General features: G+C 26.7%; 21 protein-coding genes, 1 pseudogene and 1 riboswitch. Of the genes and pseudogenes, 14 read left to right on the forward strand and 8 right to left on the reverse strand.

Annotation, left to right across the window (positions count from 1 at the left end):
- Window positions 1–152: 152 nt before the first annotated feature.
- From F811_RS16455 to F811_RS0103155, 5 genes are all read left to right on the forward strand, one after another.
- Window positions 153–290 carry a hypothetical protein gene (locus F811_RS16455; protein WP_156821984.1) on the forward strand — a complete coding sequence of 46 codons (138 nt, stop codon included), beginning with the start codon at window positions 153–155 and terminating at the stop codon, window positions 288–290.
- A 140-nt stretch (window positions 291–430) separates the two neighbouring features.
- A complete protein-coding gene (locus F811_RS0103140) occupies window positions 431–1,408 on the forward strand; it encodes a hypothetical protein (protein WP_020003834.1) in 978 nt (325 codons plus the stop codon).
- A gap of 51 nt (window positions 1,409–1,459) precedes the next feature.
- Window positions 1,460–1,580, forward strand: a riboswitch (TPP riboswitch).
- Between the two features lie 142 nt (window positions 1,581–1,722).
- Entirely contained in the window at window positions 1,723–3,330 is a 1,608-nt protein-coding gene (locus tag F811_RS0103145) for a peptide ABC transporter substrate-binding protein (protein WP_020003835.1), read from the forward strand.
- A gap of 59 nt (window positions 3,331–3,389) precedes the next feature.
- Window positions 3,390–4,052, forward strand: a complete 663-nt coding sequence (locus F811_RS0103150; RefSeq protein WP_020003836.1) for a TenA family protein — start codon at window positions 3,390–3,392, stop codon at window positions 4,050–4,052.
- Window positions 4,053–4,135: 83 nt separating this feature from the next.
- Window positions 4,136–4,546, forward strand: a complete 411-nt coding sequence (locus tag F811_RS0103155) for a rhodanese-like domain-containing protein (protein WP_020003837.1) — start codon at window positions 4,136–4,138, stop codon at window positions 4,544–4,546.
- Window positions 4,547–4,569: 23 nt separating this feature from the next.
- On the opposite strand, the gene F811_RS0103160 is transcribed toward F811_RS0103155, so the two are convergent.
- Together F811_RS0103160 and purH are read right to left on the reverse strand one after the other, a co-directional pair.
- Window positions 4,570–6,819, reverse strand: a complete 2,250-nt coding sequence (locus tag F811_RS0103160; RefSeq protein WP_020003838.1) for a BspA family leucine-rich repeat surface protein — start codon at window positions 6,817–6,819, stop codon at window positions 4,570–4,572.
- Between the two features lie 89 nt (window positions 6,820–6,908).
- Entirely contained in the window at window positions 6,909–8,438 is a 1,530-nt protein-coding gene (gene purH / locus F811_RS0103165) for a bifunctional phosphoribosylaminoimidazolecarboxamide formyltransferase/IMP cyclohydrolase (RefSeq protein ID WP_020003839.1), read from the reverse strand.
- A 175-nt stretch (window positions 8,439–8,613) separates the two neighbouring features.
- Between purH and F811_RS0103170 the strand changes: the two genes are divergently transcribed.
- The 7 genes from F811_RS0103170 (at window position 8,614) to F811_RS0103200 (ending at window position 16,997) form a co-directional block, all read left to right on the forward strand.
- On the forward strand, window positions 8,614–9,945 hold the full coding sequence (locus F811_RS0103170) for an AAA family ATPase (RefSeq protein WP_020003840.1): 1,332 nt from the start codon (window positions 8,614–8,616) through the stop codon (window positions 9,943–9,945).
- A gap of 4 nt (window positions 9,946–9,949) precedes the next feature.
- Window positions 9,950–10,576: a hypothetical protein gene (locus tag F811_RS0103175; RefSeq protein WP_020003841.1), complete on the forward strand. Its 627-nt coding sequence runs from the start codon at window positions 9,950–9,952 to the stop codon at window positions 10,574–10,576.
- A gap of 148 nt (window positions 10,577–10,724) precedes the next feature.
- Window positions 10,725–11,831 carry a hypothetical protein gene (locus tag F811_RS0103180; RefSeq protein WP_020003842.1) on the forward strand — a complete coding sequence of 369 codons (1,107 nt, stop codon included), beginning with the start codon at window positions 10,725–10,727 and terminating at the stop codon, window positions 11,829–11,831.
- A 53-nt stretch (window positions 11,832–11,884) separates the two neighbouring features.
- Entirely contained in the window at window positions 11,885–12,763 is an 879-nt protein-coding gene (locus F811_RS0103185) for a DUF4261 domain-containing protein (protein ID WP_020003843.1), read from the forward strand.
- Between the two features lie 264 nt (window positions 12,764–13,027).
- Window positions 13,028–13,519, forward strand: coding sequence for an NADH-quinone oxidoreductase subunit NuoE family protein (locus F811_RS0103190; protein WP_020003844.1), 492 nt, complete (start codon window positions 13,028–13,030; stop codon window positions 13,517–13,519).
- Window positions 13,520–13,530: 11 nt separating this feature from the next.
- Window positions 13,531–15,219 carry a NuoF family protein gene (locus F811_RS15475; protein ID WP_020003845.1) on the forward strand — a complete coding sequence of 563 codons (1,689 nt, stop codon included), beginning with the start codon at window positions 13,531–13,533 and terminating at the stop codon, window positions 15,217–15,219.
- A 29-nt stretch (window positions 15,220–15,248) separates the two neighbouring features.
- Entirely contained in the window at window positions 15,249–16,997 is a 1,749-nt protein-coding gene (locus F811_RS0103200; protein ID WP_020003846.1) for an NADH-dependent [FeFe] hydrogenase, group A6, read from the forward strand.
- 91 nt (window positions 16,998–17,088) lie between these two features.
- Here the strand turns inward: F811_RS0103200 and F811_RS0103205 are convergent, their stop codons facing one another.
- The 3 genes from F811_RS0103205 to F811_RS0103215 all read right to left on the reverse strand — a co-directional run bounded on the left by F811_RS0103205 (window position 17,089) and on the right by F811_RS0103215 (window position 19,580).
- Window positions 17,089–18,039, reverse strand: a complete 951-nt coding sequence (locus F811_RS0103205; RefSeq protein WP_020003847.1) for a flavodoxin family protein — start codon at window positions 18,037–18,039, stop codon at window positions 17,089–17,091.
- Window positions 18,040–18,539: 500 nt separating this feature from the next.
- The gene (locus F811_RS0103210; RefSeq protein WP_020003848.1) at window positions 18,540–18,776 is read right to left on the reverse strand and encodes a hypothetical protein; all 237 of its coding nucleotides are present in this window, start codon (window positions 18,774–18,776) and stop codon (window positions 18,540–18,542) included.
- A 36-nt stretch (window positions 18,777–18,812) separates the two neighbouring features.
- Window positions 18,813–19,580 carry a biotin--[acetyl-CoA-carboxylase] ligase gene (locus F811_RS0103215; protein WP_020003849.1) on the reverse strand — a complete coding sequence of 256 codons (768 nt, stop codon included), beginning with the start codon at window positions 19,578–19,580 and terminating at the stop codon, window positions 18,813–18,815.
- 186 nt (window positions 19,581–19,766) lie between these two features.
- Here F811_RS0103215 and F811_RS0103220 point away from each other — a divergent pair, with 186 nt between their 5' ends.
- Window positions 19,767–20,504 carry a basic amino acid ABC transporter substrate-binding protein gene (locus F811_RS0103220; protein WP_020003850.1) on the forward strand — a complete coding sequence of 246 codons (738 nt, stop codon included), beginning with the start codon at window positions 19,767–19,769 and terminating at the stop codon, window positions 20,502–20,504.
- A gap of 108 nt (window positions 20,505–20,612) precedes the next feature.
- On the opposite strand, the gene F811_RS0103225 is transcribed toward F811_RS0103220, so the two are convergent.
- From F811_RS0103225 to F811_RS16460, 3 genes are all read right to left on the reverse strand, one after another.
- Complete coding sequence (locus F811_RS0103225) at window positions 20,613–21,347, reverse strand: hypothetical protein (protein ID WP_020003851.1); 735 nt, start codon at window positions 21,345–21,347, stop codon at window positions 20,613–20,615.
- Window positions 21,348–21,634: 287 nt separating this feature from the next.
- On the reverse strand, window positions 21,635–22,396 hold the full coding sequence (locus F811_RS0103230) for a PD-(D/E)XK nuclease family protein (RefSeq protein ID WP_020003852.1): 762 nt from the start codon (window positions 22,394–22,396) through the stop codon (window positions 21,635–21,637).
- A gap of 112 nt (window positions 22,397–22,508) precedes the next feature.
- Entirely contained in the window at window positions 22,509–22,664 is a 156-nt protein-coding gene (locus F811_RS16460) for a hypothetical protein (RefSeq protein ID WP_020003853.1), read from the reverse strand.
- Between the two features lie 207 nt (window positions 22,665–22,871).
- Here F811_RS16460 and F811_RS16935 point away from each other — a divergent pair.
- Window positions 22,872–23,121, forward strand: a pseudogene (locus tag F811_RS16935) (hypothetical protein); the annotation flags it as partial.

Here is a 23,121-nt window from a genome sequence, read left to right on the forward strand (position 1 = left end):
AGGATTCCAAAACATATAAAATGTATAGCTTGCTATGAATAAACAAATATATCTGTATTTTTTTGGAAATATCCAATATAAGATTAATGTTATAGGAAAAAATATCATAAACTCTGTGGAATTAAATAACATTATTTAACTCCCAGAAAAAAATGCAAAAGTATTCTATTCTATTCTGTTTGGTTTGGTTTGGTTTGGTTTGGTTTGGTTTGGTTTGGTTTGGTTTGGTTTGGTTTGGTTTGGTTTGGTTTGGTTTGGTTTGGTTTGGTTTAAATAAATACTCATCATAGGAAGGCATTATATACCATAACAAATAAAAATCAATAATAGATAATATAAAAATATAAAAAATGATGTATAAAGCAATTAAAAATACTTGATTTTTTTTATTTATCATGTTAATTATGACTCAATACTTTAAGGATTTTTTATGAAAAATAAAAAAACTTTTTTTATCTGTATATTTCCTCTAGCTTTTATAGCAGTATTATTAATAATTTTTTCAGTTCTAGGAAGTATTTATAGAACAGGATATTTAAATGAAATAAAATTGATTGAAAATAATACCTATAGTTTTAGAATAAGCTATTATAATAAAGTTTTTAGAAATAGTGATATTTACAATGTATATTTAGATACTAAAACAACTATTAATGATAATAGCTTTATCAAAAATATAAAGATGGATAAAAAAGGAAGTCCTTTCGGTACTTTAACGACTGACAAAGCAATAGACGTAAATAAAAAAATTGATAATATAAAATATACTCTCAAAATAAAAAATATAATATATTTTTACGCTTTTATAATATATATTTTAATCTTTACATTTTTGTATTTCTTTAAAAATATAAAAAATATATTAGAAATATTCATTAATTTTATAATAGTAAATAAAAAAACAGCAATACCTGTACTGGTAATATCATCTATATTTATAATCTTATTATTAGCTTTAATTATACTAGGCAGTATTCCTAGAACAGGATATTTAAATGAAATAAAATTAATTGAAAATAATGTTTACAGTTTTAGAATAAGCTATTATAATAAAGTTTTTAGAAACAGTGATATTTATAATGTATATTTAGATACTAAAAAAACTATTAATGATAATAGCTTTATCAAAAATATAAAGATGGATAAAAAAGGAAGTCCTTTCGGTACTTTAACAACTGACAAAGCAATAGACATAAATAAAAAAATTGATAATATAAAATATACTCTCAAAATAAAAAATACAATATATTTTTATGCTTTTATAATATATTTATTTTCTATATTTTTATTTTATGGAATTTGGATAGTAAAAGAAAATAAACTTGTTTTAGTATCAGCATCTTTATTAATTATAATACAAATATTTATATATTTCTCACTATATAATTATTTTAGATTAATTTCATAAATTATTATTGTATAAGTATTGATAAAAAAATAAAAATGCTGTATCATTTTTGGTATAAAATCGGGGAGCTTGAAAAGGCTGAGAGGAAGTTTATATAATTTTATTATTTAAAACTTCGACCCTTATAACCTGTTTGGGTAATGCCAGCGTAGGGAATTATCTCTTTTATTACTTTTCTAAAATTATTAATAAAATGAGACCTTTTCTAAAGTTGGTCTTGTTTTATTAAAAAATATCAAGCAAGACTAAAAATTTCAATAAAACAAAACAAACGGTGTTATAAAAATCTCTATTTTTAATATAAGGAGCTTTTTATGACTTCAAAACGAAAATTTATTATTTTGTTATTTCTATTTATATCATTCATATCTTGTAAAAAACAAACAAAAAACATCAAAGATGAAATTACTGTAAACCTAGGATATGAACTCAATACTATAGACCCCACTTTAAATGATGAAACTTACGGATATATTTATATTAATCATGCATTTGAAGGTCTTCTTAATAAAGATATAAACGGCAATATTGTAGGAGGCGTTGCTGAAAGTTTTGATATAAGCGATGATAAACTAACATATACATTCCATTTAAGAGATAATGCTAAATGGAGCGATGGAAAAAAAGTAACAGCTAATGATTTTGTATATTCTTATAGAAGAGCAGTAGACCCAAAAATAGCTTCTCCATTAAGTTATTTAATGGAATATATAAAAAATGCCAAAGATATAATAAGAGGAAAAAACAATATAGAAAATCTAGGAGTTAAGGCAATAGATGAAAATACATTAGTAGTAGAACTTGAAGAGCCTACAATATATTTTACTGATTTACTTGCTTCTGGAGGCGTGTATATGCCTGTAATAGAAGATATAATAGAAAAATATGGTGATGATTGGACTTGGAATCCTGATACTTATATAGGAAACGGTGCTTATAAAATGACAGAAAGAAAACCAGATGAGATTCTAGTTTTTGAAATTAATACTAATTATTGGAATTATACAAATCAAGCTGCTAAAAAAATTAATTTTGTTTTGATAGCTGATGAATACATTTCACTTAATGCTGTTAGAACAGGAGATGTTGATTTTTCTATAAATGCTCCCCCTATTGGAGAGATAGAAAATCTTATAAAAGAAAATCTAATGGCTGTGAGCGATATCATAGGTACTTATTATATAGACTTAAATACTAGAGATAAAACACTGTCTGATAAAAGAGTAAGAAAAGCATTATCGCTAGCAATAGACAGAAACTATATAGTATCAAATATAGGATATGGTAAATTAATAGCAGCAGAAGCATTCGTACCTCCAGCAGTAAAAGGACTTGAAAAATCATTCAGAGAAGAAAGCAGTAATTATATTATAGCGAATAATTATAATCAAAATGTTGAAGAAGCAAGAAAATTATTAGCTGAAGCAGGATACCCGAATGGAGAAAACTTTCCTATTTTAGAGCTAAAAGTATCATCAGGATTTTATACTACAGTAATGGAAGCAGTACAGCAAATGTGGAAAGAAGCGCTTAATATAGAAGTAGCTGTAAGAACAGAAGAATCAAAAATAACTCTGCCTTTTAGAGAATCTGGAAATTATCAAATGGCTAGAACAAGCTGGACAGGCGATTATAATGATCCTCTTACTATGCTTCAGATTATGACAAGTGACAGCGATATAAATTACGGAGGATTTTCTAATGCAAGATACGATTCTTTAATAGATTTTGCCATTACCGCAACAAATGCTAAAGATAGAATGGAGGCATTAAAAGAAGCAGAATCTATACTTTTTGAAGAAGTACCCATTATACCTTTTATATATAGAACTGACTTTTTGGTAGTTAACCCAAAATTAAAAAATTATATTGATGAGCCTTTGGGCAGATATAAGTTTAACTATGCATATATAGAAAAATAATATTTAAATAAAATATAAAAATTTAATTAAATAATAATTTATAACAAAAGGAGAATAAAATGAAATTTTCAGAAATGGTGTGGAAAAAAAATGAAGAGCTATATAAAAAAATAATTGATATGCCATTTAATAAAGAACTTATGGAAGGAACTTTAAATAAAGAAAAATTTGCCTACTATATAGAACAAGACAGCCTATATTTAAAATACTATTCTAAAGTATTAGCAACAATCTCTTCAAAAATAAATAATAATGCAGATTATGCTATTGCTTTTTTAAAATCATCTATGAATGCCTATATAGTAGAAGAAGAAATTGTACATAAATATTTCAGAGATACTTTTCAATTAAAAAATACAAATAAAATTACAACTGCAAATTTAGGTTATACAAGTTTTTTAATTAACACGGCTCATACTGAGGCATTTGAGGCTTCTGCTGCTTCTATACTTCCATGCTTTTGGATATATAATGAAATAGGAAAATACATAAAAGAAAATGCCAAAATAGAAAATAATCCATACAAAAACTGGATTGATGCTTATGCCGATGAAGAGTTTTCAAAATCAACAGAAAATATGATTAAAATTATTGATGACTTATATAATAATGCTTCAAATTATGTTAAAGAAAAAATGATAATTTCTTTTGATATAGCATTTGTTTGGGAGTACAGATTTTGGAATGATGCTTATAATTTAGATGATTTTTATAATGTATGAAATTTATTTAAATAAATTAAATTAATTAATTGAAATTTACTTACCTGTATGATATAATAATTTATACATACAGGGGGTATATAATGAATAATACTTTAACTTTAATAATAGGACTTATACTAACTTTTATAATATTAAGCTTTGTAAGAAAAATTATATTTAATATAATGAGCAATGGGAAGTTTAAAAATATTAATATAAATGAAGCCGCATCATTATACAAAAATAACAAAAACATAGGCTTAATAGATGTAAGAAGCTACACAGAAGTTCAGCAAAGCGGATATATAAAAAACAGTATAAATATACCATTAGATGACAGCAAATTTAATGAAAAAATGTCTAAACTAGATAAAAATAAAGAATATATAGTATACTGTGCAAGCGGCAGCCGTTCAGGTATGGCTTCTATGCGTATGTATAAATTGGGTTTTACTAATATTAATAATCTTAGAGGTGCGGGATATTTTCAGCTCTCATCAGTTTTAAAATAACATATACTAAAAGAGAAAATTTATTAAAAAATATATTTTAACTCCCATATTAAAAATGTAAGCCAAGTATAAATAAATCTTTTACTTACTTCTGAATTATCATGCCCCACAAAATTTGGCTTGATAATTACAGTATCATCACTTTTAGAATAATATGATATATTAGTATCAATATAAAAACATTGTCTGCTTATAGAGTCATAAAAAGAATATTTATTTATTGTATTGGTATTAAGGAAATGCCTTTTCATTTCATATTTTTGAACAAAACTTTTTAAAAGACCATAATTTATTTCTATAGTTTTTAATTTATTAAAAGTTTCATATATATCGTCTATATTAATTGTGCTAAACTGCATTATAGGCTGAGCCAATTCATAATCATTTAGCTGATTTTTCCATTTTGATACAATTTCTTTTGGCATCTCTGAAGGACTTGCCAAACTAATAAAACTATTTTCATCAATTTCAATACTCTCATCATTTTCATCACTGTAACTTCCATCATTACAATATCTAAAAGTATATATGTTATTTTTACTATGCATATTCCATACTAAACTTACAGCAAATCTATTCATTATAATATTATCAATAAATATTTCTTTAAAAAAACTATAACTATATTTTTTACCGCTCATTAAAAGTTTTATCAAGTTAAAATTCTGATTCTTTATAGTAAATGAAATTTCTTTTTTAAGATATTTTATTTTTTCTTTCAAATCATAAGACATATTTTTTGTATATGATTTTAATATTTTATTTTTTTCAATATCAAAAAGCTCCGCCTCATTATCTTTAATAATTAATTTATATTTATTATCTTCTAAAATTTTATCTCCATTTTTATCAAATCCGAAATTAGGTATAGTTTTAAATATTAGTTCATCTTCGCTTATATTTCTTATCAAAGCAGCATCATGCAATATATCATCTGCCATTTTTTGTATATCTTCTCTTTCATTGCATCTAAATACATTGCATACTAAATTCATAGCATAATCACTTTCTTTATGAAATGATAATATTATAAGCAGAAGTTTAGAATATTTTTCATTACTGTATATCTCTTTTAATGCCTCATCTACTCCATAAATACCGTAAATTATAGCTGAAGTTTCTTTTTTAGATGATATATATATTTTTCTAACAGCTTCTATAAAAGATTTTCTGTCAAGCAAATTAATGATATTATCTGTAAGTATTATTTTAAAAACATCTCTCTTTAATGCTAAATAAGATAAGTATATATATTTAATAACTTTTATACTAACTACTTTTGTTTTATCTTTAGTAAATACATCGCCAATATTTAAATTATCTATAAATTTTACTTTATTTTCATCTTTTTTTTTATTGTAATTATTTTCTATGTAATTCTCTGCTTCTTCTATAGACTTAAAATCGTTAGAAATTTCTTTTAATTCATTATAATAATCATTTTCTAATCTTTTACGAAAAAGCATTATCTTTTTATTATTACTTGTATTGATGCAGTAATATATTTTCTTAATATCATTATTTTTTAAAAGATCTGATAAAAAATCTTTATTATTATTTTCTAAACAGTATAAATAAATTTTAAACTTCAATGATATTTTGTTATTATTATACATAAATGAATTTTCAAACATAGAAGTCATAGAATAAAGATTTTTCATATCCCAAGAATCTAAATCCTGATTAAATGCAAAAGTACCCGCAAACATTTTCTTCATACTTTCTACTTTTGAAACATTCCATTTATTTAAAGGTTGATTAAAAGACAAAGCACCATTAAACATATTATCCATTTCTTTTACATTGCCTACATTCCAATTATTAATATCCTGATTAAACTTTAATGTATCAGCAAACATTCCCCTCATATCTCTTACTTTAGACACATTCCATTTATACAAACTTTGATTAAACTCTTTAGCAGAGTGAAACATCATATTCATACTTTCAGCATTGCCTACATTCCACTCATTCAAAGGCTGATTAAAACATAAAGCAAAATGAAACATCTTAAACATGATTTTTACTTTTGAAACATTCCATTTACTTATATCACTATTGAAATAACTATTAAATGAAAATAAACCATGCATATTTTCTACATTTGAAGTATCCCAATTTTCAATTCCATCGTAATTTTTTCTTAAAGAGCATTTAAATAAATTTGACATATTAGTGATAAGGCTTGTATCAATGTCATTTAAATTGACGCTTTCATTATCAACTAATTGTTTTAATTCTTTTGTATTATTCGGTTTAAATTTTTTATGCATAGTAAATCCTATAAAAACACTATATTAATAAAAAAAGTGAAGCTAATAAAATTAACTTCACTATAATGTTTATAATTATAAAAAATTAATTAATGTTTAAAATGTCTTATACCAGTAAATACCATAGCTATACCATGTTCATTGCATGCTTCTATTGATTCTTTATCTCTTATAGACCCACCGGGCTGAATTATAGCTTTGATATTATATTTAGCACAAGCATCAACAACATCTCTGAATGGGAAGAAGGCATCAGATGCCATTACAACTCCGTCACCAGCACGTTCCAAAGCATCTTCGCATGCCCATATTCTATTAGTCTGTCCGCTTCCTATACCTTTAGCCATGAAGTCTTTTATCACTACTATAGCATTTGATTTAGCATATTTTACAACCTTCATACCAAATATTAAATTTTTCATCTCTTCTTCAGTAGGTTTTTTCTCAGTTACAACTTTATAATCTTCTGCTAAAACACTATCCTCATCTTGAACAAGTAATCCTCCGTCTACTTTAACAAGATTGATTTTATCGCTTGTATTAGTTTTGTATTTTATTACTCTTAAATTATTTTTTGTTTTTAACACTTCCAAAGCCTCTTTAGTAAAGTCTTTAGCAATAACAATTTCTAAAAATATTTTTACAAGTTCTTTTGCTGCTGCTTCATCTACCGTACTATTAAAAGCAACAATGCCTCCGAATATAGAAGTAGGATCACAGTTATAAGTTCTAGTATAAGCCTCAAGTACATTAGAACCTAAAGCAGCACCGCAAGGAGTAGAATGCTTTATTGCAGAACAAGCATATTCATTTTTAGCCTCATCAAACTCTAATACTATTTTTAAAGCTATATCCATATCTCTAATATTATTAAATGAAAGCTCTTTACCATTTAACTGTTCAAAATCTTTCATAGAGCCTTTATCTGTAGTTGATACATAATAGCTTGCTCCCTGATGAGGATTCTCTCCGTATCTTAATTTCTCCTCTAATCTATAAGACATATTTAGATAATTAAGTTTTTTATCTTCCTTACTTTCCAATGAATTAAACATAAACTCAGACACAGCCGCATCATAAGCAGAAGTTAAATTAAATACTTTAGAAGCTAAACATTTTTTAGTCTCAAAACTCACTTCTCCTTTTTCCATCTCATTTTTAACTAAATCATAATCTTTAACATCGCTTATAACAACTACATCTTTAAAAGACTTAGCAGCAGAACGAAGCATTGTAGGTCCGCCTATATCTATAAACTCTATTTTTTCCTCAAACTTCAAACTGTTATCTTGTACCTTTTCAAAGAAAGGATAAAGATTAACTATTACCATATCAATAGGAGTTATTCCTCTCTCTTTAATAGTTTCCATATGAGTAGGATTATCTCTTATAGCAAGTATTGCACCATGTATTTTAGGGTCTAAAGTTTTTACTCTTCCGTCAAGCATTTCTTTAGCACCAGTAACTTCAGCAACCTCTATAACATTTATACCGTTCTCTTTTAAATATTTATAAGTTCCACCTGTAGAAACTATTTCCACATTTTTTGAAACTAAAAACTTAGCGAACTCTAATATTCCGTCTTTATAAAATACGGATATCAATGCTCTTTTAATCATTGCAGCAACTCCTAATAATAGTTTTTTAATAGTTTTTATCATTGAAATAAATAAAAACAATAATACATTATAATATAAAATGTATTATTGTAAAGAGTAATTTTATTTTATCTTGATTTTTACTAAATTTATGATAAAATGTCATAAAAACAGATAAAATAAAGGCTATAATACAATGTTTACTTATGTAAAACTTAAAAATTATAAATCATTAGTTGATTTTGAAGTAGATTTAACATCATCAAAAAATAATCCTAAAAAAATGATTATAATTTATGGAGAAAACGGTGCGGGTAAAACTAATTTTATAAATGCATTTTTTACTTTATTTGAAACATTAAATACAAGAATATATAAAACGGCTGTAGATGAATTTATGTTAGAAAATTCTGATAATAAAAAAGACAAAAAAGAATTAGAATTTTTTCTTAATAGAATAATAAAATACAATTTTAAGAATTTAGATGCCATAATAGAGGAAAGTAAAACAATAGGTTCTAAAGATAATATGATATTGGAATTTGGTTTTAAACTAAATGGCAAAAATGGAGTATATTATATAGAGACTAATAATGAAAGTATTGTTAAAGAAAAATTAGAATATGTTTTAGAAAAAAATAAAACAAAATATTTTGAATTATATCATAATAGTAAAGATAATTATATAAATCCATCATTATTTAAATCTGATAAATATTTAAATGAAATAAAAGATTTAGCAGATAAATTTTGGGGTAAGCATTCATTTTTATCTATTCTATTATTTGAACAGGAAGATAAAACAAGAAAATACATATCAAAAAATATAAATAATAATATATTTGATGTTATTAAATATTTTTCATCTATGTCTATTTATATAAAAAATGGAAGTAATATAGAAAAAGGAAAAATAAGTATAGATAAAAAATTTATTTCTATTATGAATAATGGATATATAAAACCAAATGAAGAAGAAAAACTTAATCATACAGAAAACGTATTAAATAACTTTTTTACTTCTATATATAGTGATATAAAAAAAGTATATTACAAAAGAGAAATAAAAGATGATAAGCTTCATTATAATTTGTTTATAAAAAAACAAATATACGGTAAAATCATAGATATAGATTTCAAATTAGAATCAACAGGCACACAAAAATTACTTAGATTATTTCCATTGATATTATCATCTATGAAAAAAAATAATGTATCAGCAATAGATGAATTAGACAGCGGTATACATGATCTTTTAACTGCATCAATACTAAAATCATTATTCGCTGATATCAAAGGACAATTTATATTAACAACGCATAATACAACTATTTTAGAGTCAGATATAAAAAAAGAATGTATATATATTTTTAATATAGACAGTGAAGGAAAAAAAATACTAGTTCCTATAACAGATTATGAAAAAGAACACCCAAATATAAACTTTAGAAAAAGGTATTTAAAAGGTATCTACTACGGAATTCCAATTGTTTCTGATATAGATTTCAAAGATATATTAGAGGAATAACTATATGTCCTATAAAGGAAATTATCTTAAAGCTATAGTTATTGTTCATGGACAATCTGAATTACAAATGTGTGATTTTATAAAAAATAATTTAAAATTAAAAATTGATATTATATCTAAAGATAATGGAAAACATTCTATACAAATTTCAAGTATAATGAAAAGATTAAAAGGCAAAGATATTAACACATTAGATAATTTAAAAAATACATATAAAGATAATTTAGAAATTAAAGATAATAAAACAATAATAGAGAAAGATTTTAAAATTTTTATAATAATGGATACAGATGACTGTAAAAATAAGGAAGAAAAAAATAATTTTATCAATAAAAATATGTTCAAGAATTATTGGGCTTATGATTATATAGTACCTATATATAATATTACAAACTTAGAAGATGTATTGATTAAGTCTGAAATTATAGATAAAAATACTATAAAAAACAAAAAAGATAAAAAAAATTATAAAATAAAAATATTTCCAATTACTAAACAAGATACAGAAAGTGATGTTAAACAAATAGAAGAATTTTATAAAAAACTACTAAAAGTAAAAAATATTTCAAATATGCATGAATTTATTAAATTTTGTTTAGACAATAGACCTATTCATAAAAAAACTAAATAACTTTTACATCGTAAGTATCAATACTGAACCCCGCACTCCAAAAATTTTTTCTGCGAAAGCACTTATATATAGTTATCATAATTGTAATTTTATGTTAACTATGATATAATTATTTCCTATATTATTTATGAAAAATTAGAGGCAGCTTATGAAACGTTTTATTTATTTTAGTTTAATATCTTTTATGATGATATTTTTTAATATATACGCAGAAACAACAGTAGATTTCAGATTATTTACAAGTTCTTATGCATATAATGCTGAGAACACTCTATGGCCTGATACTAGAACAACATTAACATATTTTGAAAATTTTACAGAAGGAGCTTTTGATATAAAATTTAATGATTTTATTAGCTTAAGAGTAGGAGCTTCAATATTTTTTCCATTTACATTTGAATTTCCGCAAGGAATAAGAGTTTTTCCAGTAGTTACAACTCAATTATCTAATGAATATATTTCTTTAAGAATAGGAACTATGACTGGAGGACATAATCTTCCCTCTCCTATAAGAGATCCTCTAATGGATATGACCCCAGTTGTGCGTTCTACTCCCGATAATACATTAATAGCAAAAGGACCAGAAGAGTATAAATATAATGAACCTTTTACACATGGTTATTATGAATATGGGGCTTCATTTGAATGGTTTAAAGGCGGTAAAGGCGAAATATATATGAATTGGCAGATACAGAATAATGCCAAACATAGAGAGAGATTTGATGTAGGACTTACTTATGCTATGGACTTTGTTCATGACATAGCTACTCCGTATGCGGCAGTACATTATTGGCATAATGGAGGACATGAATATCCATTTGTTCCAGGAAGCCCTGCTATTACCGAAAACTATGTAGGAGCTATAGGTATTAACAGTTATTATGTATCTGTACTTTATATGGCTTCTTATAATTTAGTTGATAGAGATAATGAGCCTGGAGTATTCGGACATGGACTTTTTTTAAGAGGAACAATACCTGTAAAAACTTGGTTTGAAATAGAACCTATAATATTTGTTTCTGGCTGGTATATAAATAAAAAACATAAGTTTATAAGTGTGGAAGGAGATCCTTTTTACAGAGTTCCTTTCTATTTCGGACTTAATATAAGAAAAGATTTTGTATTTGATAACGGCATAGTTTTGGGACTTGGTTTTGTTAATGGGCTGTTCCTTAATGAAAAAAATGAAATAGGAATAAGATATGACCAAACACTAAAATTTGACTTCACTTATCTTGTACCAGTAAAAAAATAATAAATTGCTTTTATTAAAAAATATAGTAATATATTAATAGGAGTATTGCATATATGAAAGATAAAAAAGAAGTTAATCCTAATACTAATCATAAAAGCGTAAACCATGATGAAGCTAGTTTTTCGCATGTATATTTTTATAAACTTTTATTTGAAGAAAAACCAACTCTTCCTAATATAGAGCTTGTAAAACAAAAAATAAAAAAGTATTATAAAGATATTGATGTTGTATCATCTGATAATGGAATTTACAGTATAGCAATAAATAATTTGAAAGTAAAATATAAAGATGATAAAGAAGTTCCAGCTCAGATATTGATGCCTAGTGCTATGGAATTTGATTATACTTCAATAAGCGATTATTATTACAGTCAGATGTGGGATATAAAAGAGCCTAAAGAATTGATAAAAAACTGTAATTACGAAATAATGTTAAGTGATTTTTTAGCAGCAGGTCTTGATTATAAAGATAGAGCAGCACTTTTAAATAATTGGCTTTATGTATCATTACAGCTTTTTGATAAATGCATAGCTGTATATAACGAACAAAGCGGAAAACTTCTTTTACCTGAACAAATACTTAATAATAATTATCCAAAAGATTTTAGATTTTTGCTTTCAGGTGTTAATATAAGACTTTTCAATGTACAAAACTCTAATGATATTATAGTTGATACTTTAGGAATGTACGCTATAGGACTTCCAGACATACAGTATCACTTCCATGATTTAAATGTAAATGATGTTATATCACATGCTTTAAATATAGCAGCTTATATATTTGATAAAGGCGATATTATAAAAAGCGGCGACACCATACAAAGCATATTTGAAAATGTACAGTGGAAATGCCAATATGAAAAATCTTTACTTAAACCGCATAGAGAGATTTTGGATATTAATACTTTAGAATATGCTTCTGGAAAAAGATAATTTTCTATACTCAATACTCATTAGTACAATATCAGTAATTAATATATTATTATTTAATATTATTATAATCATAAAAAACACCCAAGTATAGTATTTTATATAAAATAGTAAATAAATAGTATTCAAAACATTATTAATATACTAAAAAAACGAAAAAAAATATTATATAGGAAATAATATTATTGAATTTGAAATTATTTTTTCCTATACTATTTAGGTATAGTTTTAAATTACATTTATATTGTATAATGGAGGTATAATATAATGAGTGAAGATGTATCTTTGTTAACCGAAGAAGCCATTGCTGATGAAATAAAAGCATTAGTTGAAAAATGGAAAGATTCTGAGGGTAATCTTATAATGATTTGCCATGGCATTCAAAAACATTACGGCTATGTTCCTAGAAATGTTGCTAAATATGTATCTGAACAAATAAATATTCCTTTAGCAAGAATCTATGAAATTCTTACATTTTATAACTACTTTACAATGGAACCGCCTGCAGAAAATAATATAGCAGTATGTATGGGTACAGCATGCTATTTAAAAGGAGGCGGACAATTAGTAGAAGAAATCAAAAGAAAATTAAATCTTAAAGGAGATCAAAAATATTCTGCAGACAGGAAATACAAATTAGAAGAAGTAAGATGTATAGGCTGCTGCGGTTTGGCTCCAGTTATTACATTTAATGGAGATGTATCTGGAAGAGTAGTTGTTGATGATATATCAAAGTTTATAGAAGATAAAAAAGATTAATGGAGAAAAAAATGACAGAAAAATTAGACAGAAAAAAATTAGAAGAACATAGAATTAACAAGGCAAAAGAAATAGCTTTAAGAAAAGGTACAGAATCCTCTACATCTCATAAATATCATATACTTGTATGCGGCGGTACAGCATGCGAGTCCAATAAAAGCGATGAAATAGTAAGACTATTAAAAGAATATGCTGAGAAAAATGGTATAGGAAATGAGGTATTAGTTGTAAAAACAGGCTGTTTTGGTTTCTGCAGTCAGGGACCTGTTGTAAAAATAATGCCGGGCAGAGTTTTTTATACGCATGTAGAACCAGCACATGCAAAAGATATTATAGAAAAACATATAATGAAAGGAGAACTCCTTTTAAGAATACTCTATAAAGAACAAAGAGAACATAGAGATTTCTCAAAAGAGATTAACTTCTATCAGAAACAAAGAAGAATAGTATTAAAAAACTGCGGTATGATAGACCCAGAAAATATAGATGAATATATAGGCAATGACGGATATAAAGCCTTATCTAAAGCATTATTTGAAATGACTCCAGATGAAGTTCTAAAAGAAATGCAGATTTCAGGTCTTAGAGGACGCGGCGGAGCTGGATTTCCTACTTGGAAGAAATGGAGCTTTACTAAAGGCGTAGAATCAGAGCAAAAATATATAGTATGCAATGCTGATGAGGGAGATCCAGGTGCTTATATGGACAGAAGTATACTTGAAGGAGACCCGCATTCTGTAATAGAAGCTATGACTATAGCAGGGTACACTGTAGGTGCAAGCAAGGGGTATTTATATATAAGAGCAGAATACGGACTTGCTGTAGACAGGGTCAAAATAGCATTAGAACAGGCTTACAATTATGGATTATTAGGTCAAAATATACTAGGAAGTAATTTCTCATTCGATTTGGATATAAGACTTGGAGCAGGTGCTTTTGTATGCGGAGAAGAAACAGCACTTCTTGCCTCTATAGAAGGAAACAGAGGAACCCCAAGACCAAGACCTCCTTTCCCTGCTATAAAAGGTTTGTTTGAATATCCTACTGTAATTAATAATGTAGAAACATTCGCTAATGTTACAGCCATCATTAATAACGGCGGAAACTGGTTTGCATCTATCGGTACAGAAAACTCTAAAGGAACTAAAGTATTTGCTTTAACTGGTAATGTAAATGTATCTGGACTTGTAGAGGTGCCTATGGGTACTACTATCAGAGAGATAGTATTTGATATAGGAGGCGGAATACCTAATGACAAATTCGTTAAAGGTGTTCAGACTGGAGGACCTTCTGGAGGAATACTACCAGAATCATTATTCGGAACTCATATAGATTTTGATAATTTAGTAGAATTAGGTTCTATGATGGGCTCTGGCGGTATGATTGTAATTGATGAAGACAGTAATATGGTTGATTTTGCTAAATTCTATCTTGGCTTCTGTGTTGATGAAAGCTGCGGAAAATGCGTGCCTTGCAGAGTGGGAGGAATGCAGATGCTTAAAATATTAGAAAAGTTCACCAAAAAAAGAGCAAAAGAAGATGATATACAAAAATTAAAAGATATTGCTTTAACTATGAGAAAGGCTTCATTATGTGCATTAGGTTCTACTGCAGCTAATCCAGTAATGTCTACACTTAAGCATTTTGAAGAAGAATATAGAGCTGGTATATTTACTCCGCCTGTTCCTAAAAAGAATTAATGAGAGTAAATTGAAGGAGTATAAAAATTATGGTTAAAATAAAAATAAACGGAAAACAAATAGAGGTAGAAGAAGGTCTTACTATATTAAAGGCTGCCAAAAAATTAGGAATAAAAATTCCTTCATTATGTTATCACCCTGATATACCGCCTACATCAGCATGCGGTATATGTGTTGTAAAATTAGCAAATCAGGGAAATAAATATGTAAGATCATGCTCTATGATTGTAGAAGAAGGAATGGATATTATCACACATGATGCTGAAATTAACACTGTAAGAAAAGGTGTACTTGAATTGGTATTATCAGCTCACCCTAATGACTGTTTGAACTGCATAAGAAATGGTGAATGCGAACTTCAAACTGCTGCTGCTGACTTTGGGGTTAGAAACTCTAAATATGATAATATAAAACAAAATCACCCTAGAGATGAATCTGCAGGAAGCATTGTACTTAATCCGGAAAAATGTATTAAATGCGGAAGATGTGTTGTAGTTTGTCAGGAAATGCAGAAAGTTCATGCTTTGGGTTTTGTTAATAGAGGATTTGATACTTATTTTGCACCTAGTGCTGTTTCATTAAAAGATTCTCCTTGTGTAGACTGCGGACAATGTGCTGCTCACTGCCCTGTAGCTGCCATATATGAAAAAGACCAAACTAAAGAAGTTGAGGCTGCTATAGATGACCCTAATACTTATGTTACAGTTCAAATGGCGCCTGCTGTAAGAGTTGCTTTAGGAGAATATTTCGGTCTTAAAGCTGGTGAAAATATTACTGGAAAAATATACGCTGCTATGCGTTTGATGGGCTTTAATGCTATATTCGATACCAATTTCGGAGCCGATTTAACTATTATAGAAGAAGCTCATGAATTTGTTAAGAGATTTACAGAAAGTAACGGCACATCTGCTATGACTACCTCCTGCTGTCCTGCTTGGGTAAAATATGCAGAAGAATATTATCCAGACTTACTTGATAATGTTTCAAGTGCAAAATCGCCTCATATGATGTTAGCACCTATGACCAAAACATATTATTCTGAAAAAGCAAATGTAGACCCTTTCACTATTTTTAATGTATCTATAATGCCTTGTACTGCTAAGAAAAATGAAATAAGAAAAAATGAAACTATGTATTCAAGCGGATATAAAGATGTTGATGTGGTGCTTACTACAAGAGAGTTTGCAAGAATGATAAAGCACTATGGTATAGATGTCGCTGGAATAGAGCCTGAAGAAGCTGACAGCATATTAGGAGAATACTCTGGAGCTGGTACTATATTTGGTGCTACTGGCGGAGTTATGGAGGCTGCTTTAAGAACCGCTTATAATATTATATCAGGTACTAATCTTGATAATGTTGATTTTGAAGAGGTTAGAGGTCTTGAAGGAGTTAAAAGAGCTACTGTTAAAGTGCTTGATAAAGATGTAAAAATAGCTGTTGTTAATGGACTTCATAATGTTGATCCCGTAATGCAGGAGATGAGAGAAGCGAAACAAAAAGGTGAAAATCCTCCTTACAACTTTATAGAAGTTATGGCTTGTCAGGGAGGATGTGTAGGAGGAGGCGGTCAGCCTTACGGAACTACAAATCAAACTAGAACAGACAGAGCTAAAGGCTTGTATGATGAAGATAAAAAGATTGTTAAACATAGATGCTCTCATGAAAATGAAAATCTTAAAAAACTTTATGATGATTTTCTTGGAAAGCCTCTTGGAGAGAGAGCTCATCACTTCTTACATACAGAGTATAAAGCTAACGAAAAATATACAAAATAATATATAACTATTACAAACAAAAAAGCACTATGATAAGAAAAAATATTATCATAGTGCTTATTTTTATTTATTGAAAAAGTTTTATTAACGGCTATTTTATAGTTTCAAACTTCATTTCTCTGAATCTTTTATATTCTTCTTCTATTTCGCTTTTTTGAGACATAAAATTCTCTCTTGTATGAAGTATTTCCTGTAAATGAACTGCCCTTGCTTCGTTAATATTTCTGTCTCTTATAAGTCCGTTTTCAGCAATAACAAATTTATATTTTCCGTTTTCTTCTTTTACTAAATCTCCACCAGCACCGCATACAGCACATTCAAAATTGAACTTCACTCCGTCCCAATGCTCATCACCTGGGTATATTAATGAAGAATGACATCTAGGACATAATCCCAAATTAGGATCCCCAAGCCATTTTCTCTCTTCAACTGGTGTATTTATTGCCTCAACTATATTTTTACCCATCTGATAGGCTCTTTCTAAATAGTCTTTATGTATTAAAACATTACCAGGTCTTCCTACACTAGTAGCCAAATACATATCTACAACTGTCATAGACTGAGTAAACATTGTAGCAGCAAGCCCTTCCAAACTCATAGTCTGCCAATCATGTTTAGAGCCTCCAACTCCTATAAGTCCTGCAACTGTATGAGGGTCTTCTTTAACTTGACCTATCTGTATTCTAAATGATAATTCATAAGCTAAAAATCTCTGAGCAAAAGATAAATATAAAGAAGAAGGAAGCAAATCATATGTAGGACAGCCCACTATTATGCCCTGACATTCATTCATAACATTTACTATTTTTTCCATGTCATCTTTTTCTTTATATATACAGCCCTTATACTCTCCGCCCTCTTTAAATATTTTACCCATAGCTATAGTACAAGATTCGCAGCCTGAGCAGGGTTTTATATTGTAGTCAAACAAATTAATAAGTATTGCTTCTCCGCCTGCATCTTTTACAGCTGTTAATGCTTGTTTTACTAAAATTTCACTATTGCCGTTATGTCTTCCAGCTACTATACCCATAACCTTCATAATATATAATTCTCCTTTTATTAAAAAATGATTATTACTGGACAGGCAGCCAGTCTTCGTTTTTGAATATTAAAAGAGTAAATTATCGAAGTTTATCGGAAATCTTATATTAAAGAACTAATACAAGCCCTACCTTGTGAATATATAGCGTACAATATATTTCAATATTGTCAATATTAAAATATCATATATTCACTGCAATTTTATTACAGCATATAAAGTTTATCAATCGCGAGCATTACATCATCTTCGTTCGGGACGCTTCACAAACACATTCCTGCACGGTATTATTAACTATTATCGAATGTCAATTATACGTGAGGCTGATTACTATTATACAAAATAAATTATTTATTTTACCTTTAAAAACATATTTCTAATAGATGATAATAAGATTAATAAATAACTAAAAATTGACAAATTATAATTGTTTAGGTATATACTAAAAATTTTTAATTTTGTCAAAAATAAAATAATTTAAGTATAATATATTAAAAATACTAATCTTTTTTATTAATTAAAAATTCTCTTGCCAAAAATACACTGAATACTATAAGTATAATACCGCTTATAGCTGCACTTATATACGGTGTAACCCCGAACAACAATGATATAATAGCAGTTGTTACAGTAGCTAATATGATGACGATTAATTCTAATATTACAAGTACTATAATTCTTTTTTTATTAACTGGCTTTTTTTCTTCAGGCTTTTTGTATGGTATTGGTTTTCTCATAATTACCCTTCCATTAAATTAATTTTTTTAGTAATTTTAATAATTTGTATCTATATCTAAAGAAGCTCTTGATATCCAAGTTTCCGTTTTTTTATCGGTCTCTACTATCAAATAGCCTTCCTCTGTTATATCTTTAACTAAAGCTTCAACATCTTTACTGTCTTTTTTTGCTTTGATAGTTTTCCCTATCATATTGCTGTACTCTCTAAAATATTGAGCTAAACTTTTATCGCTATTATAAACTTCCTCAAAATAATAAATTAAATCCTTATAAAAAGTCTCTAGCTCAACCTTATTATCAGTTTCCATATAAAGAGATGTTGCTCTGTGCTGTATATCTATAGGAAAATCTTTTTTTTGATGATATAAGTTAACCCCAGTACCTATAATACAAGCATTTTTATTATTAGCAGAAGTAACTTGAATTAATGTTCCTGATATCTTTCTGTTTTTTACCAAAACATCATTAGGCCATTTTACATGAGCTAATGTATTATACTTTTCTCTAAGGCATTTACTTAATGCAATACCGGGAAGAAAACTCAAAGCCTCTTTTTTAAATGGGCTATAAAGTAAAATGCTAAACCACAGTCCCAAATTATTATCGGACTGCCAAGTATTTCCATAGCTGCCCTTTCCTGCCGTCTGTTTTAATGCTATATATACACTCCCTTCTTTAAGACTTATACCATTATTTAAATCTTCAATCATTTTTTTATTTGTGCTTTCTAATGATTCAAATAATACTGTATTTTGTCCGTATATTTTTGTATTCAAATTATCTGTAAATATGTTAACTTTCATATTTTTATTATATATTAAATAATCATTATATCAATATTATGATAACTATATTTTTTAATATAAAACATATTTAATTTTAAAAATATAAAATTATATCCTTGACTTTTAGATTATATTGAAGTAATATTTTTGCAAATAAATACTATTTATAGTATTTATTAAATTATATATAAAGAAGGTTCAAAAATGAAAATAATATTAATATTTATGATGATTATAGCAGTATTGTCATGCTCAAACAAATCAAATACATCTAAAGAAACTATAAAAGACCCTATATATGTTGGTATAGACGTAGATTTTCCTCCTTTCGGATATTTGGATAATGGCAATATAGCTGGTTTTGATTATGATATTATGAGTGAGGCTCTTAAATTGTCTGGAATTAATGGCGAGTTTGTACATATGCAGTTTAGCGGACTTTTACCTGCTTTACAGGCTAAAAAAATAGATGCAATAGTAGCTGGTATGACTGTAACTGAAGAGAGAAAACAATTTGTTAATTTTTCAGAGCCTTATTATGTATCTAGTCAGGTAATGCTTGTTCATAAAGATGATAATTCTATTATCACATTTGACGATTTGGCTGGAAAAAATATAGGTGTTGTTATAGGAACTACTGGAGATACTGTAATGAGTGAAAGAACAGATATTAATGTTGAAAAATTTGATACTGGTGCTGCTGCTGTGCTTGCTTTGAAATCAAAAAAGATAGCTGCTGTAGTATTTGATAAAGAGCCTTGCAAAAACTTTGAAAAATATAATGACGATATCAAATTAATAGAAAGTGATGCTATAAAAGAAGATTATGCCATTGCTGTGAGAAAAGAGGATACTTTGCTTTTACAAAAAATTAATGAAGGACTTGCTCAAATAATGACAAATGGAACTTATGAAAAATTAATAGAAAAGAATTTCAAATAAAATTATAAAAAATATTTCATACTCCTTAAAAATAATTAAAAAAATTAGAGGCTTTTAGAAACTTCAAATATTCTAAAAGCCTTTATTTATTAATTCAAAATATAAAAATTATTTTACTTCTTTCAAATTACCTTTTAAAGTTAAAACACCATTTTCAAAAGTGCCCTGTAAATCTCCCTGCCAATAAGCAATACCATTTTTAGCTTTATCAGTAACCATTTGTATATTATTAAAATCTATATCATTAGAAACTTGAGAAGTGCTGATTTTATTATTATCTAGTCCATAACCTATTTTAAATATTCCATTAGTATCAGACTTTAATTCATATACCCAAGGATAAACTGTAGGGCCTCCTGCATGAGCATATCTTATAGTAATAATACCAGTATCATCTTTAGTTACACCTGTACCTGTAACTTTAGGTCCGTTAGTACCGTCTAAAGTTTTTTGAGATACTCCACTACCATTCATTCCGTCAAATCCGAAAGTTTTAGCAGGGGCAACCCCATACAATACAAAAAATCCTAATCCTCTTTCTATTTTATTATTTGCATATTGATTGTTCTCATATCTATAAGAATCCCAAGATTTTGTAGCTCCTTTTGGTGTTGAAGCTCCTGTTTCAGCGTCTACTTTAGCATCAATATTTCCATAAGTACCTGTAACTTTTAAATATGAGTTTTCCATTAATTTATTGTCATCATTAGCATTTTCATCAAATACGGCTTTAAAATCTATATTCATAGTTCCTGCTGCTTCATTATTTGATGATGTATCTGTCTTTGTACATGAAAATACTAAAACAGATATAATAAGTACAATTAATATTATTTTGTTCATTCTTACTCCTTTTTTGTATTTATCATATAATAAAATATATAGAGAATATTACAATAATAAAATGTAAATTTTTTTTATATTTGATAAATTATATATCTAATACAAAAAAGCACCTCCATTTTTTTATAAATGAAAGTGCTTTTATAAAATTAAATATATTAATTTTAATTATTATTAGCAAAATCAGTGAATTCTTGTTTTAGCTTCTTCACTAAATCAAATAATTTATTTTCATCATCTGCTATATTTTAAACATCCGTCTTTATGTTTTTTTATTTCTTCTTCGTTTAAATATTTTGATAATATATCATATATAACATCTGAATATTTTTATTTTTATCATCATATACGGATAAATATATCTCTCCTGATACATAAGTATATATAACTATAGAAAAAGCGTTGTTTCTTTTTAATTCAATATAATGAGCACAAACATAACAACCTTCGTTTTTATCATAACCCCAATCATCCATACATGTTTTTGATATTATATAATCATTTTGTATTTTAGCTAAATTATTATACATTTTTCCTATATAATTAATTTTCTGAAATATTTGATTGTCTTCTTTGTATTTATTTAATATTTCATTAAAAAAATTTAATTCTGTTTCTGACATATCTCCTTCTCCTGTTCTTTTTAAAATTTCTATATAATGATTCATAAAAAATAATTTATCATCTTTCAAATTATATATTGATTTTTCAAAACAAGTTACTAAATCTCTATCTGTAGCATCAAAACTTATTATTTTTATATATTTATCTTTTACTTGATTTTTAATTTCTTCATCAAATCCAAAAGTATGTTCTTCTGGCTCTTTGTATTTTAAAGGTACAATATAAACTATTTTTTCTACTTCGTATTCTCTGCATACTTTTTTATAATAATTTGCCAATTGTTCTTTTTGATCTTTAGCCCAATTAATTTTATTTTCTATAATTATTATTTTTTTATTACCAATTATTGAAATATCTATATAATTTTTTTCATATTCAGCAATTTCAGCATTTGAATAATTTTCTTTATTTTCTATTACAATCAAATCAAGAAAATTATAGAAAAAATCTTCATAATTATTTAAAAAGAATTTTAGTAATTCTGAATGTAATTTTTCTTTATTCCATTTATGAGTTATTATATCAAATAAATTAAATTCAAATTTTTAAAACATCGTAGTATTTATTTATGTTTTTTGTATTAATATTAGATATTAAATTAATAACGTATTTATTATAATTATTCATTTCTGAATAAAAATAATCTATAGTATTTACTAATTCATTATTATTAAATGATTTATTATTATTCATTAATAATTTCCATTGAGATATTGCTTAATTTTTTATAATCATATTTGATTATTATATCCTTCTTATTATATAATATATATGTTTATCATACAATATAGATACTGCAATTTTGTGTTTAAGAGCTATAGATATTGCACACTTTTGGTTTAAAAAAAGAAGGTATTCCTTATAATTTAAATAAGCACAAATAAACAAAAAGGAATACCTATGAAACAATATAATACAAATCAGAAAAAAAGATAGTAGAGATTATCAATAAAGTTAAAAATAAAAAAGTTCAGGCTCTCAAATTTAATATTAGTATTAGAACTTATTATTATTGGAAGAAAAAATTAGAAGAAACAGATAGTATAGAAAATAGGAGTAGGAAACCTAAAAATAGTCCTCATAAATTAAAAAATAAAAAGATTATTAATAAAATTGTTGAAATACGAAAGAAATATAAATATGGTAAAAC

The sequence above is a fragment of the Brachyspira innocens ATCC 29796 genome, assembly GCF_000384655.1.
Classification (GTDB): Bacteria; Spirochaetota; Brachyspiria; order Brachyspirales; family Brachyspiraceae; genus Brachyspira; species Brachyspira innocens.

Bases quoted from the DNA above. Each gene is read 5' to 3' on its own strand.
- F811_RS16455 (WP_156821984.1), top strand. From the start codon at position 153: ATGCAAAAGTATTCTATTCTATTCTGTTTGGTTTGGTTTGGTTTGGTT.
- F811_RS0103140 (WP_020003834.1), top strand. From the start codon at position 431: ATGAAAAATAAAAAAACTTTTTTTATCTGTATATTTCCTCTAGCTTTT.
- F811_RS0103145 (WP_020003835.1), top strand. From the start codon at position 1,723: ATGACTTCAAAACGAAAATTTATTATTTTGTTATTTCTATTTATATCA.
- F811_RS0103150 (WP_020003836.1), top strand. From the start codon at position 3,390: ATGAAATTTTCAGAAATGGTGTGGAAAAAAAATGAAGAGCTATATAAA.
- F811_RS0103155 (WP_020003837.1), top strand. From the start codon at position 4,136: ATGAATAATACTTTAACTTTAATAATAGGACTTATACTAACTTTTATA.
- F811_RS0103160 (WP_020003838.1), bottom strand. From the start codon at position 6,819: ATGCATAAAAAATTTAAACCGAATAATACAAAAGAATTAAAACAATTA.
- purH (WP_020003839.1), bottom strand. From the start codon at position 8,438: ATGATTAAAAGAGCATTGATATCCGTATTTTATAAAGACGGAATATTA.
- F811_RS0103170 (WP_020003840.1), top strand. From the start codon at position 8,614: ATGTTTACTTATGTAAAACTTAAAAATTATAAATCATTAGTTGATTTT.
- F811_RS0103175 (WP_020003841.1), top strand. From the start codon at position 9,950: ATGTCCTATAAAGGAAATTATCTTAAAGCTATAGTTATTGTTCATGGA.
- F811_RS0103180 (WP_020003842.1), top strand. From the start codon at position 10,725: ATGAAACGTTTTATTTATTTTAGTTTAATATCTTTTATGATGATATTT.
- F811_RS0103185 (WP_020003843.1), top strand. From the start codon at position 11,885: ATGAAAGATAAAAAAGAAGTTAATCCTAATACTAATCATAAAAGCGTA.
- F811_RS0103190 (WP_020003844.1), top strand. From the start codon at position 13,028: ATGAGTGAAGATGTATCTTTGTTAACCGAAGAAGCCATTGCTGATGAA.
- F811_RS15475 (WP_020003845.1), top strand. From the start codon at position 13,531: ATGACAGAAAAATTAGACAGAAAAAAATTAGAAGAACATAGAATTAAC.
- F811_RS0103200 (WP_020003846.1), top strand. From the start codon at position 15,249: ATGGTTAAAATAAAAATAAACGGAAAACAAATAGAGGTAGAAGAAGGT.
- F811_RS0103205 (WP_020003847.1), bottom strand. From the start codon at position 18,039: ATGAAGGTTATGGGTATAGTAGCTGGAAGACATAACGGCAATAGTGAA.
- F811_RS0103210 (WP_020003848.1), bottom strand. From the start codon at position 18,776: ATGAGAAAACCAATACCATACAAAAAGCCTGAAGAAAAAAAGCCAGTT.
- F811_RS0103215 (WP_020003849.1), bottom strand. From the start codon at position 19,580: ATGAAAGTTAACATATTTACAGATAATTTGAATACAAAAATATACGGA.
- F811_RS0103220 (WP_020003850.1), top strand. From the start codon at position 19,767: ATGAAAATAATATTAATATTTATGATGATTATAGCAGTATTGTCATGC.
- F811_RS0103225 (WP_020003851.1), bottom strand. From the start codon at position 21,347: ATGAACAAAATAATATTAATTGTACTTATTATATCTGTTTTAGTATTT.
- F811_RS16460 (WP_020003853.1), bottom strand. From the start codon at position 22,664: ATGAATAATAATAAATCATTTAATAATAATGAATTAGTAAATACTATA.